Origin of the sequence: Flagellimonas sp. CMM7 (assembly GCF_021390195.1) — a bacterium.
Lineage (GTDB): Bacteria > Bacteroidota > Bacteroidia > Flavobacteriales > Flavobacteriaceae > Flagellimonas.
Map to the genome: position 1 here is coordinate 1159376 of NZ_CP090003.1, position 13366 is coordinate 1172741.

Genomic DNA, 13366 nt, shown 5'->3' on the forward strand with positions numbered 1-13366 from the left:
TTATGAAATATTTATGCTTAACTGCATTAGCACTATTGTGCTTAATGCCAGGAACCCTTTTGTCTCAAGATTCCATACCAAAACGTATTTATACCACATCTTTTGTTGAAGGTTTGGAGTCTCCTAAAATTGATGGTTTGTTAAATGATACTTCTTGGGAATTGGTAGCATGGAGCGGTGATTATGTAGAATTGAGTCCTCAAGAAAACACTCCTCCCACGGAACAGACCAAACTTAAAATAGTGTACGATGAAAAAAACTTATACGTAGCCTTTAGATGCTATGACAAAGACCCCGATGGCATCGTTAGAAGGCTTTCAAGAAGAGACGGTTTTGACGGAGATTGGGTAGAAATCAATATTGACAGTTTTCATGATCTAAGAACAGCATTTTCTTTTACGCTTTCAGTTTCTGGTGTAAAGGGAGAGGAATTTATAACCAATGACGGCGGAAGTTGGGACAACACTTGGAACCCAATTTGGTATGCAAAAACCAACATTGACCAAGAAGGGTGGACAGCAGAAATACGAATTCCATTAAGTCAACTCCGTTTTGGAAAAGGTGCAAATCAAGTCTGGGGAATACAGTCAACAAGACGCTATTTTAGAAAAGAAGAACGTTCAGTATGGCAAAGAAGTCCTATAAATGCCCCAGGTTGGGTAAGTAGTTTTGGAGAACTGCATGGCTTAAAAAATTTAGAACCACAAAGACAATTGGAAATTCAACCCTACGTTGTTTCCTCATTTACGACTTATGAAGCTGAAAATGGCAATCCATTTAGAGATGGTAATGACAAGCAATTAAATGCTGGGCTTGATGGAAAAATTGGAGTCACCAATGATCTTACATTGGATTTTACCATAAATCCTGATTTTGGTCAAGTTGAGGCAGACCCATCCGCTATAGCATTGGATGGATTTCAAATTTTCTTTCCAGAACAACGTCCCTTTTTTATTGAAAATAAAAACATATTCGATTATCGTTATTCAACCTCTCAATCACTATACACATTGGGGTTTGACAATATTTTTTATTCAAGAAGGATAGGGCGCTCCCCTCAAGGTTTTGCCAATATTGAACAAGGGGAATTCTCTGAACAACCAGATGCAACCACAATACTTGGTGCAACAAAATTTAGTGGGAAAACAAAAAATGGGTGGTCCATTGGACTTTTGGAAAGTATGACATCCGAAGAATCTGCAAAAATAAATGGCCCTAATGGCGACAGGGAGCAAGTTGTAGAACCATTCACCAATTATTTAGTGGGCAGGCTACAAAAGGATTTTAACAATAGAAATACCTTTTTGGGTGGAATATTTACAGCCACGAACCGGAACAAAACTAAAAATCTTTCTTTTTTACACGAGGCTGCGTATAGTGGTGGAATCGACCTTAAACATCAATGGAAAAATCGTGCTTGGTATCTAAACAGTACCTTTATATTTAGTCATGTTACCGGCACTTCTGAAGCCATAAACGCTACCCAAAATTCTTTTATTCGATTATTTCAAAGAGAAGGGGCATCATACCTAAATGTGGATGCAGGAAGAACATCTTTGACCGGAACAGGAGGAAACATTAATATTGGCAAAGCGGCAGGTAATTGGAGGTTTGAAACAGGGGGCGCTTGGAACTCTCCCGAGCTTGAGCTAAACGATATTGGTTTTCAAATTCAAGCAGATGATTTTCGACACTATTCATGGTTAAGCTATAGAACCACAAAACCTATGGAAAAAGTAAGGTCTTATACATTAAATTATCGTCATTTAGCTTCTTTTGATTTTGGTGGTAATCTTAATGACACAAGATTTGATGTTAACGGATTTGTCAACCTCAACAATAACTGGTTCATCAACGGAGGCATCACCTATAGGCCATTAATTTTCTCCAATTTTGCATTGCGAGGTGGTCCTCGACTGAAATTTCCTTCTCAATTTGGTATTAGGCAAGGTTTAATATCTGACAGTAGAAACAAACTTCGATTGAACATGACCCATACTGCCACATGGGGTGCTGAAAATGCCCTGTTCAATTATAATATTAATGGACAAATAACCTATCAACCTACAAATGCTTTACAGGTTTCAATAGCACCATCTTACACACTGAATAGGGATGAACTACAATATGTAAACACTTCTTTTTTTAATGATGATTCAAGATACATCAACGCAAGTATTCAGCAACAAACATTGAGCTTCCCTTTACGTATTGATTACATACTTACACCAAATTTAAGTCTGCAATATTGGGGGCAGCCATTTATTTCCAGAGGTATTTATAAGAATTTAAAGTATATCACAAACCCTACAGCAAGTCAATTCAACAATAGATTTCAAAGTTATGATCCCACTCAACTTACACTTGTAAATGGAACTTATAATATTGATGAAAACAGCGATGGAAACGTAGACTACAGTTTTTTTCAACCAGATTTTTCATTTGTGCAATGGCGGTCAAATATGGTTTTACGATGGGAGTATATTCCAGGATCTGAATTGTATTTAGTCTGGTCCCAAGACATATCACAGTTTGGTGATTTTAATCAAGGTCTTTTTGAAGGGCTTGACAATAATATTTTAAACACTAGGCCGGAAAACATTTTTCTAGTAAAGGTGACATACAGATTTAGAAGATAATCATGAAGATAAACCCAAACATTAGATTGGTTCAACCAGGAGATATAGATGAAATCATACTTTTATGCAAAGCACATGCTGCCTATGAAAAAACTGAATATAGACTTACAACTCAAAAAGAAGACCTGTTAAATGATTTATTTCTAGAAACACCAAAACTATATTGTATAGTGGTCGTATATGACCACGCAATAATTGGCTACGCAACATACATGAAACAATATTCAACTTGGGATGCAGAAGAATATATTTATATGGATTGTATTTTTCTTAAAGAATACGCAAGAGGCTTAGGACTGGGAGAAAAAATAATGGCCAGAATCCAAGAGGAAGGTAAAAAAATGGGGTGTACACGTATACAATGGCAAACACCTAATTTCAATACCCGTGCCATCAAATTTTATAAACGAATAGGAGCTGTTTCAAAACCTAAGGAACGATTCTTTTTAAATAATAGTTTTTAAAAAATTACGTCCTCTTCTCCCATCTTATTAGCTATTAGCCTAATATATGATTCAATTGTTTTCTCCATTTTCATAGGCTCTAGAACATCTATATCGCTTCTCCAGATAAGCTCCCTTTCTTTATCAATACATATGCAATACAATGAAGTTTCCACGGTATAGATATTGAATGTCTCATAGTATTCTGAATTGTAATAAATGTCTTGATGTTCAAGGTAATCTGTGCTAAAACGAGTATACATTTCATTTAGATTACTCATTCTTTCTCTAAACGTCCTTCTGTTTTCCGTACCAACCACTTTAGTAAAAAGAATGGCATCAAAACCTTTATCCAATAACTGTCCCTCAACTTCTGAGAGTTCTTCTTCTGACTTTTCTGAAGATGTAAATTCAACATCAAAAAGATCTATACTACGCACTGCCTCGACTCCTTTTTCATTTAACCTCTCGGTAAGTCTCGACTCAAATTCTGTTCTCAAATTTTCATCCTGGGTCATTCCAACCACAAGAACCTTATATGCATCAAACAAAACTATATCAGGGTTTTTCCAAGTACTAACAAGCTTTGTAGAGGAACACCCTAATAACAGCAACATACTAAGACATACTATTTTTGTTTTCATTGGAAAAAGTTTAATAATTCTTCTAGCTATTCAACTATATGGCCGTGGCTAATGTCTCACAAACACGCTTTGCCTTTTTTCTAACTGTCTTTTCAGTTCTTCAATTGTTTCAACCATTGCTTTCTCAAAATTGTTTGTTCTGGATTTTGCAAAAAGTCTAGGTCCGGGAGCACTAAGTTCTATCTCGCAAACTTTATCTTCCCCAGCTTTATCATTCTCAATCTTAAAAAGTACATTGGCATTAATAACCCAACTGTATCTCCACCCAAGTTTATCAAGTTTCTTTAGTAAAATCTTGTTCAAAGATTCACTGACTTCCATTTTTTGATACTGAATATTTACTACCATAACAGATTTACTTTTTATTATACATCAAAACTAGATCCCTGACTAAAGGAATAAAATGACATTTGTCAGTATTTATGGATTGTTCATGATCCAGAGCTCTCTTCAAACCAAAAACCCATCAAGGTTTCCTCATCTTCACATACAGAACACCGAACATGACCTATATCATTTATAAAACGACAAAGACACAATAATTTTACCCAGAATTTTAAGCCTTATCTATTTGGCGTCTTTCTAAACTAAAAGCAATGAAAAATCTTAAAGAATTTTTGATTTTCATCTTATTTGCAATTGGTCTCTCTTTACTTTTTGCAGTCTGGTACAATCAAGAATTTTCCTTGGCTAAAGTAGAATCATTTGAGATAAACAACCCAGAGTTGGAGTCCAAGCTTCTTATTGCTTGTACTGAAGGAAACTTTCCTGAAAAAATTGGTCATGGAATACTAGATCATTACAAAAACAATTATAACCTCAGCCTTGTGGATATTTCTGATCTAAATAAAATAAATCCAGAAAATTATGAGGGAATCTTTTTGATTCATACTTGGGAAAAATGGAATCCTCCGCCAGATATTGTTGAGTTCATGGGCGTTTCCAAAAAGCTCAATAACAAGACAGTAATTATGGCTACTTCCAGTGGTGGCTCATCCCAAACGGATGACGTAGATGGAATTTCAGGTGGCAAAGCATCTGAAAGCATACAATTCTATGTAGAAGAAGCCATTACCAAGATGAACCTTGTTCTAGATACCCGGAAGTAAAAATTCCACAGTCAACCCTTTAAAAGATGTAGTTGCGTAAATCTCTTATTTTATTGAAAACGGTTGACCTGTGCTCTGTAAAACAGCAAACCAAAACCCACTTTCCAAATCAATTTTCTTTCTTTTGGAAACAACGGCAGAAATAGGTAAATAAACAAATTTGTTGTTGACCTTGCCGACAACAAATTTTGTTTTTCCGCTCATTGCACCATGCACCGCTTGGTACGCCAAGCTACTACAAAACACACTATCACCAGAATTTGCTGCGGCACTTCTAATAATATAACTTGGATCAATATACTTGATGGTCACAGGAAAAACCTCAGAGAAGTATTCGGTTATTTTTTGCTTTAAGAATAGACCTATATCATCGTGCTGAACATTTCCTGAAGCATCGGTCACAACCTCATCCTTCTCAAAAAGATGTTGCCCTGCCCCTTCTGCCACCACAATAACTGCATGATGTTTGGCCTCTAATCTATTCTTTAAAACTTCTAGGAAACCATTTTCACCATAAAGGCTAAAATCCATCTCAGGTACAAGCACAAAGTTTACTACGGGCATTGCCAGCGACGCAGATGCGGCAATAAAACCACTGTCCCTACCCATTAACTTTACAATCGAAATACCATTATAAGCTCCATGGGCTTCATTATGCGCGTCCTTTAAAATTGGACTTGCAATGTCAAACGCTGTTTCAAAACCAAAAGATTTATCAATAATATCGACATCATTGTCTATTGTTTTAGGAATTCCAACAACGCTAATATCCAAACCTCTTCTCATTATTTCTTCGCCAATGGCATTACACCCTTTTAGGGTACCATCGCCTCCGATAGTAAAGAGCATTTGAATGTCATTCTCAACCAAAGTATCAACCATTAGAGAAACGTCTTGTGCTCCTCTTGAAGAACCTAAAATTGTCCCACCAAACTGATGGGTATCCTTTACTTTGTCTGGAGTGAGCTCTATAAAACCATGACCCATTGCTGGGTTTAATCCTTCAAAGCCATATGGGACTCCCAAAATCTTTTTGACATCATAAAAATAATGTAGTGCCATTACAATTCCTCGAATCACATTGTTAATACCGGGACAGAGTCCACCACAAGTAACTATTCCGGCATTGAAGTTTTTTGGTTCAAAATGTATGTTTTGTCTTGGACCTGCCTTTTCAAGGCACAAAGGCTCTTCTTTATTGGCAATACATTGTACATAACCTTCTAAAGAAGTATCAAAAACCAATTTATCCGTTTCACTTATAAAAGTGAAGATATTATCTCCCCTAACAGTACTCAACTGAAGGGGAGATTTAAATTTAGGAACTCCTAAATTTTCTATTTGGAATTCGATTTTATTGCTCACTTAATTTGAAATTAAAAATGTTCATTTAAGCTGTGATGAGAATCAATTAGAGGGCCTCCATTCAATATTTCTTCTGATGCTTGACTAGCAAACTTATCAAAATTAATATGAAACGAGTGTGCCAATTGTATTGCTTTACTCACATATGCCCCTTTTTGTAACCATGTATTCATGGGATCCAATATTTCTGTTGGAACTCCAGGACAATACTTTGGCATGTGCAATCCAAAAATTGGGTGTGCATCAAAATCAACCTTTTCCAGTTCTCCTTCCAAAATTGCTGAAATCATTGCTCTGGTATATTTTAATTTAATTCTAGAACCGACTCCATAAGGACCACCACTCCATCCAGTATTGATCAACCAAACATTAACCCCTGCTTCTGTCATTTTTTTGCTTAGCATTTCAGCATATACCGTTGGATGCAATGGCATAAATGGTTCGCCAAAACAAGCAGAAAAAGATGGTACTGGTTCTGTAATACCCGCTTCTGTACCGGCAACTTTCGCCGTATACCCAGAAATAAAATGATAGGCGGCCTGACCAGGTGTTAATTTAGACACTGGAGGCAAAACACCAAAGGCATCACAGGTTAAGAAAAAGATATTTTTTGGGTTTGAGGCATAAGAAGGCACTTGAATATTATCAATATTCTCTATAGGATAACTTACTCGTGTATTTTGGGTAATAGTGCTATCAAAGTAATCCACTTCCTTTGTTCCTTCCTTAAAAACAACATTTTCCAATAAAGCTCCCGGTCTTATCGCCCTGTAAATATCTGGCTCCTTTTCTTCAGTAAGGTCAATAACCTTGGCATAACAACCTCCTTCAAAATTAAAGATGGTGTTTTCGGCTGTCCAACCATGTTCATCATCCCCAATAAGTTTTCTGTTGGGGTCTGCAGATAGAGTTGTTTTTCCTGTACCAGAAAGTCCGAAGAAAATAGCAGTGTCCCCGTCTTCACCAACATTGGCAGAACAGTGCATGGGCAATACATTCTTTTCAGTTGGTAAAATCAAGTTTAACGCAGAGAAAATCCCTTTTTTCATTTCCCCCGTATACGCTGAACCGCCCACTAAAGCAATTTTCTTGGTAAAGTTGAGAATTGAAAAGTTACCATCCAAAATCCCTACGGCCTTTGGGTCTGGCGCTAAATATCCAGGAGCACACAATACCAACCATTCCTCTTCAAAGTCTTTCAAATCTTCTTCCGAAAGTCTTAAGAACATGTTTTTGATAAAGTAATTGGACCAAGGATATTCTGTGATTGTACGTACGTTCATTTTATATTTAGGATCGGCACAAACCGCAGCATCCCTCACATAAACTTCTTTATCCGAAAGGTAATTTACAAGACCTTGATGAAGTACTTCAAAATTTTCCGGTGAGATTGGCTTGTTGATCCTACCCCACCAAACTGTATCTTTAGTGTAGTCATCTTTGACCAAAAAACGATCTTTTGGGGAACGCCCTGTAAACTTACCTGTGTTTATGCATAATGTACCATTTTCAGTTTCTGTACCCAATCCTTTTTCAACAGTCATTTCCTGTATGGTCTCAGCATCTAAGTTCCAATGTATATGCTCCGTTTTAAGGCCATACTTTTCTAAAGTTTTTGATTTTTCCATAATTTTTTCCATGTTTATTGTTTTAAGATTAAAAGCTCCATATCAATGGAACCAATACTAGAGTTGCTATAAAGAACAGTAAGAGGAGTGGTCCTCCCACTTTTATATAATCCATAAACTTGTATCCACCAGAAGACATTACCATTGCATTGGTAGTAGTCCCTACTGGAGTCAAAAATGCAGTTGATGCGCTAACGGCAACGGTTATCAAATAAGGTTTTGGCGAAACACCTAGAGATGTTGCAGCCAATAAGGCAATAGGCGCCATCAAAACCGCAGTTGCTGAATTATTTATTGTCTGACTAAAAGCCGTTGTCAATAAAAAGATACCACCTAAAAGAACCGTTGGATGTATACTTCCCAGCGCTTCTACCAAGCCGTTGGCTGCCATTTCGGCTACTCCTGTTTTCTGCAAAGCCGTTCCCATAGGTATCATCGCAGCAATCATTACCACACTGGTCCAACTAATTCCCTTATACGCTTTTGATATGGGCACACATCGAGTCAACAACATAATACCAGCGCATATCAATGCTGTTATTGCACCAGGGAAAACTTTAAACACCAAGAGGAGTATCATCAAGATTAGAGTACCCATGGCGATATAACTTCGTGTACTTAGAGTTGCAACATTTTTAGATAATGCTTCTGGACTACCAGAAATCACAACATTCTCGTAAAGTGACTTTAGGTTTTCAATATTTTCCCATGGCCCTCTTATTACGAAAGCATCCCCGGCTTCTATTTTTATCTTACCTGTAAGTGGACGGTTATTCCTTGAAGCTGCTAGCAACTGTACCCCTGCACGTTTTAGGTAATTGCCCAAATTGATAGTTTTTCCAACAAAAATTGAATTTGGCGTTATAAGCATTTCGGCCATACCAACTTCCTGATTGATCAACTCATTTTTTAAAGTGTCTTTTTCTGCGGTTGTGGGAATAACACCCAAACTAAATTTTAGAACCAATTTATCCACATCTTCAGGGGTACCCTTTACTGTAATGATATCATGATATCTCATCTCAGTATCAGGCTCTGGAAGTTCCACAAACTGCGGTACTTTTTGTTGTAATGGACTTGGGTGCCTACGTTTCAAACGCATCACGGCTATTTGATGATCTGACTCAAAGTTCCAATCACCCATTTTGGTATTGATTAAGGGTGACATGGAACGAATACGCAATCGATAAAGATTATCACCAATACTATAACTTGAGATCCATTTGTGCATTTCGGCATCAATATCCGCAGGTCTTTCATTGGTTTGGCGTTTGGGCAACAAACGATATCCGATATATCTAAAATATACTATGGCAATTATCAACAGCGGCAAGCCTATTAATCCAAATTCAAAAAATGAGAACCCATCAAGGTTATTCTCAATCAAAGTATTGCTCGCAATGATATTGGGCGGTGTTCCCGTTAAAGTCAGCAAACCCCCTGTATTGGACCCAAAAGCAACAGGCATTAATAATTTTGATGGTAACGTACCAGCGCTCCAAGCTGCAGAAACTGTAACCGGAAGTAAAGCAGCTACCGTTCCCGTGTTACTTACAAAGCCAGAAAGAACACTTGCTCCCAAAGTAACAATGACCAATAGTTTTGGAATACTTCTACCTGCCCAGCTTACAAAACGCTGGCCAGCAAGAGCGGTCCAACCTGTTCTTGAAAGTCCCTCTCCAATAATAAACAGAGCGGCAATCATGATTACGGTGGTATTACTAAAACCACTAAGCGTTTCTTTGACATCCAATATCCCGGTCAGGTACAGTGTTAACATGGACATTAGTGCCACAACGTCGGGTGGAAATTTTCCCCAAATAAACAAGGTTATTGTAATACCAAGTATTACGAGTAGTGTGAACATAGCTGTATCATTGAAGTAGTCATCAATCCAAGGTTAAAACCGGAATCTCTGAATGCAAGGTCAACAGCTTTGTTAAACGCCCCTCTGAAGGAGAACTCAATCTTGTGTGGTTTCTTGGCAAAATTGCCAAAAGGTCTATGCTTTTCTTGTTGATGTAGTCTAAAATCCCTTCTTCTACATCTTGATTTTTGCTAAAAGCATGCTCCACATAGAAATGCTCTAAATAATACTCTAACAGGTTCTCTGTGCTGTCAACGACTGATTCCTCTTCATAAACAGATTCTTTATAGATGGTCAATACGTGAACTCTGGCATTAAAAGTACGGGCAACATCCAATAGTGTTTTCAATACTTCCTTATCATCAATTTTCTCATTCCCCATGACCAAGGCAATGTCTTTGGGTTCCTTAATTGAACATCCGAAAGGGACAGATATGACCGGACAATTAGCTTCCAACACTAACCTCGATGTATTGGTTATGGCCTCATCCGTACTTTTATCGCCCATCGTGCCCATTAGAATCAGTTGGGTTTTATGTTCTTCTTGTGCAGCAAGAATTGTTTCAATAACCTCTCCCTCAGCGGTAATAAATACAGGAGGAGTTTTTGTCTTTTTCTTAAAGGACTTTGCAATTTTATTGAAGTCAGCTTTTAGCGTATGTTTTTCAGATTCTACCGTAGGCATAGCTGATACATAGAGTGCAAGAATGTCAATATGTCTATTTGGGCCTACAAAACTGACTGCATATTCTAGAGCATTAATAGATGCCTCGGAAAAGTCAAATGGAACTAAAATTTTATCAATGTTACTCATACCTAAAAATTTAAATGATTAAAATCTTTAGTTCAAAATTAGATCTGGCCCATGACCTAAAATATGACAGAAATCAGTTTTTAAACTTTTAGCAGAACAAAACACCTCACTATTGCTTTTTTCATGCTTACCAGCTGGAAAATTGTGTTCATATTGGCTATCTTTAAGTGCAGTTACAAAACTCTCTGAAACATGGATATTGTTGTAGGAATAGATATTGGTGGTACTAAAACTAAAATTGGTTTGGTAGACAAAAATGGAAAGTGTCATGTCAAGACATTTTTCAGAACCAGAGAATTTCCAGGTTTAGATGACTATCTAGATAAAATAAAAAGTGTTTCAGATGAGCTCATCGAAAATATAGATGAAAAAATAAATATTTTGGGGTGCGGAATTGGGGCTCCCAATGCATCCAGTAAAAAAGGAACTATAGAAAGTGCCAGTAATTTAATTTGGAAAGGTAGCGTACCCATTCTTGAAAAGTTAAAAGAAAGGATGAATATGCCAATGCGAATTATGAATGACGCAAGTGCTGCAGCTTTAGGTGAAATGCTTTTTGGAGGAGGAAAAAAAATGACAGATTTCATTGTAATAACCTTAGGTACGGGCTTTGGTGCAGGTATTGTTGCCAATGGGCAGTTGATCGATGGTTATGATGGTTTTGCTGGCGAATTGGGGCATGTGGATATGACAATAGGAGATGGCAGATTAACAGGACTAGGTGTACGTGGAGGATTGGAAGCTTACGTATCCGCTACAGGATTAAAACGCACCATTATGTATATGCTGAGCAAGTATCTGGTAGACAGCAAATTTAGAAGCGTTGCTTATAACGATTTACATGGGGAAGACATCACAAAAGCTGCCGAAGAAGGAGATGTTATTGCCCAAAAAGCGTTTGATTATACGGCAAAGATGATGGCACAGGCCTTAGCAAACTTTACTGCTTTTACCCAGCCAGAAGCTTTTATTCTAATGGGCGGCCTTACCAATAGCGGAAAGTGGATTATGGAACCCCTTGAAAAATATTTCAACGAGTACCTTTTAGAAGTGTACAAAGGCAAGGTCAAATTATTGGAATCTGGCATGGACGGCAAAACAGCCGCTATCTGCGGAGCAGCTGCCCTTATTTGGGAAATTAAAAAACCCTAGTTTCCTTCAAATTCACCGTCTCTATTAATACAAATTTCTCCGGTTAAATTCCAAAGCTGACAAGTATCATACTTTTTTACACCAGTAAAAGCAAAACTTTGCACATCAATATTCAAAGCTACTTGGTATGGGATGCGCTAAGCGATTTCCTTGTTTTCTTTTTTTTGTAGCATTCTTTTTAAGTACCACCATCTCCTACACCCAAACCAACACCGAAAACCGGTCTGGCTCATGGCTTGTTCTTCATGGCAATAACAAAATACATGAAAAGTGGAGCATTCCCATTGTTGGGATTCTTAGACATCATGATCTATTTGAAAAGTATGAATTTGCCTTTATAAGAACTGGGGTATCGTATCAATTAAATGAATCATCAATCTTTACTACAGGTGTTGCCTTTTTAAGCTCAAAAAACTATACCGGGTCTGAAGACTTTAAAAATGCAACCCAGTTTTGGGTTTACGAGCAGTACACTTTAAAATCAAAATCTAAAAGAAACATTATTTCCCATAGATGGCGATTAGAGACACGATGGAAAAAAAGCGCTGATGACCTACGTATGAACAATAGGTTAAGGTACCGCCTCCAATATGTTAAACCTATCTATAAAAATGTTCACCTTAAATCTTTTAATGAACTCTTTTTAAATCTAGAAGACCCTTTGTTCAATCAGAACCGATTCTATATCGGTTTGGGACAAACACTTTCCCCATCAGTTAAAATAGATATCGGGTATTTAAAAAATCATTTTAAAAATGATGACCATGATGTTGTTAGAATGTCCTTGACCTTTAAAACTGAATTCACAAAAAGGGATATCGCCGAGCTTGTCGACTAAAACAGTTCAACTTTCTAAAAGGTTAGTTAACCACCTGAACTGATTATTATCATATTTTTTGATACTTGTCCTATCTAACTTTATATCAGTTAAATAAGAAAAGTCATGAAACCAAAAAAGAACCCAAACGCAGATATAGGGCGCAATAGCGGTCTCTATTTTATGATAGGTCTTACTTCTATACTGTTTGTGACATGGCAATCATTTGAAGTGAAGACATACGAGAAAGAATCCAAAATTTTGGAAATAGCTCAGGTAACGGATGATCTTAAAGAAGATGTTCCCATAACTGAAATTGTAAAAACTACACCTCCCCCACCGCCTCCATCCGCACCAGATGTAATTGAAATCGTGGAAGACGTTGAGGACGTAGAAGAAACGGTTATTGAAAGTACGGAAAGTAGTCAAGAAATTTATATTGAAGATGCCATCAGCGTAGATGATGTAGAAGTGGAAGAGGTAGAGGAAGAGGAGATTGTCCCTTTTGCAGTCATTGAAAATGTTCCCGTATTCCCAGGGTGTGAAAATTTACAAACGGAGGAGGAACGTAAGGTTTGCTTTAGCAAGAAAGTACAAGAACACATCATAAAAAACTTTAAATATCCACCAACAGCCCTTGAAATGCGAATATCAGGTAAGGTATATGTCCAGTTTGTAATAGACTCTCAAGGAAGAGTGAAAAACATTCAAAAAAGAGGGCCCGATAGATTGTTGGAAAAAGAAGCAGCACGCATCATTGCCGCTTTACCGACTGTAAAACCTGGAATACAACGTGGAAAACCGGTTAAGGTAAAATATGCTATTCCTATAAATTTTGTATTGCAATAAACCTTTAAAGAAAAAGGGCGGTTCATGGTTATCAATGAA

At 37.3% G+C, this 13366-nt stretch carries 12 protein-coding genes; 6 read left to right on the forward strand and 6 right to left on the reverse strand.

Annotated elements, in window-relative coordinates:
* Window positions 1-2 precede the first annotated feature (2 nt).
* Both LV704_RS05305 and LV704_RS05310 read left to right on the forward strand, forming a co-directional pair.
* The gene (locus LV704_RS05305; RefSeq protein WP_163421383.1) at window positions 3-2639 is read left to right on the forward strand and encodes a DUF5916 domain-containing protein; all 2637 of its coding nucleotides are present in this window, start codon (window positions 3-5) and stop codon (window positions 2637-2639) included.
* Window positions 2640-2641: 2 nt separating this feature from the next.
* The gene (locus tag LV704_RS05310; protein WP_163421382.1) at window positions 2642-3103 is read left to right on the forward strand and encodes a GNAT family N-acetyltransferase; all 462 of its coding nucleotides are present in this window, start codon (window positions 2642-2644) and stop codon (window positions 3101-3103) included.
* On the opposite strand, the gene LV704_RS05315 is transcribed toward LV704_RS05310, so the two are convergent.
* Entirely contained in the window at window positions 3100-3726 is a 627-nt protein-coding gene (locus tag LV704_RS05315) for a hypothetical protein (protein ID WP_163421381.1), read from the reverse strand. The two genes, LV704_RS05310 and LV704_RS05315, sit on opposite strands and share 4 nt — an antisense overlap.
* 48 nt (window positions 3727-3774) lie before the next feature.
* The gene (locus tag LV704_RS05320) at window positions 3775-4074 is read right to left on the reverse strand and encodes an HPF/RaiA family ribosome-associated protein (RefSeq protein ID WP_163421380.1); all 300 of its coding nucleotides are present in this window, start codon (window positions 4072-4074) and stop codon (window positions 3775-3777) included.
* A 248-nt stretch (window positions 4075-4322) separates the two neighbouring features.
* On the opposite strand from LV704_RS05320, the gene LV704_RS05325 reads away from it, so the two are divergent.
* The gene (locus tag LV704_RS05325) at window positions 4323-4835 is read left to right on the forward strand and encodes a hypothetical protein (protein ID WP_163421379.1); all 513 of its coding nucleotides are present in this window, start codon (window positions 4323-4325) and stop codon (window positions 4833-4835) included.
* A gap of 45 nt (window positions 4836-4880) precedes the next feature.
* Here LV704_RS05325 and LV704_RS05330 read toward each other — a convergent pair whose 3' ends face one another.
* Genes LV704_RS05330 through LV704_RS05345 form a run of 4 tightly spaced genes read right to left on the reverse strand, consistent with a single transcriptional unit; the run spans window position 4881 to window position 10509 of the window.
* The gene (locus LV704_RS05330; protein WP_163421378.1) at window positions 4881-6200 is read right to left on the reverse strand and encodes an ATP-dependent 6-phosphofructokinase; all 1320 of its coding nucleotides are present in this window, start codon (window positions 6198-6200) and stop codon (window positions 4881-4883) included.
* Window positions 6201-6211: 11 nt separating this feature from the next.
* The gene (gene pckA, locus LV704_RS05335; RefSeq protein ID WP_205597867.1) at window positions 6212-7840 is read right to left on the reverse strand and encodes a phosphoenolpyruvate carboxykinase (ATP); all 1629 of its coding nucleotides are present in this window, start codon (window positions 7838-7840) and stop codon (window positions 6212-6214) included.
* A 16-nt stretch (window positions 7841-7856) separates the two neighbouring features.
* Window positions 7857-9695, reverse strand: coding sequence for an SLC13 family permease (locus LV704_RS05340; RefSeq protein WP_163421377.1), 1839 nt, complete (start codon window positions 9693-9695; stop codon window positions 7857-7859).
* A gap of 22 nt (window positions 9696-9717) precedes the next feature.
* Window positions 9718-10509: a universal stress protein gene (locus LV704_RS05345; RefSeq protein WP_163421376.1), complete on the reverse strand. Its 792-nt coding sequence runs from the start codon at window positions 10507-10509 to the stop codon at window positions 9718-9720.
* Between the two features lie 192 nt (window positions 10510-10701).
* Between LV704_RS05345 and LV704_RS05350 the strand changes: the two genes are divergently transcribed.
* The 3 genes from LV704_RS05350 (at window position 10702) to LV704_RS05360 (ending at window position 13327) form a co-directional block, all read left to right on the forward strand.
* Window positions 10702-11661 (forward strand): ROK family protein, encoded by a 960-nt coding sequence (locus LV704_RS05350; protein WP_163421375.1) that lies wholly within the window; start codon window positions 10702-10704, stop codon window positions 11659-11661.
* Window positions 11662-11788: 127 nt separating this feature from the next.
* Window positions 11789-12499, forward strand: a complete 711-nt coding sequence (locus tag LV704_RS05355) for a DUF2490 domain-containing protein (RefSeq protein WP_163421374.1) — start codon at window positions 11789-11791, stop codon at window positions 12497-12499.
* A 105-nt stretch (window positions 12500-12604) separates the two neighbouring features.
* Complete coding sequence (locus LV704_RS05360) at window positions 12605-13327, forward strand: energy transducer TonB (RefSeq protein WP_163421373.1); 723 nt, start codon at window positions 12605-12607, stop codon at window positions 13325-13327.
* Window positions 13328-13366 lie beyond the last annotated feature (39 nt).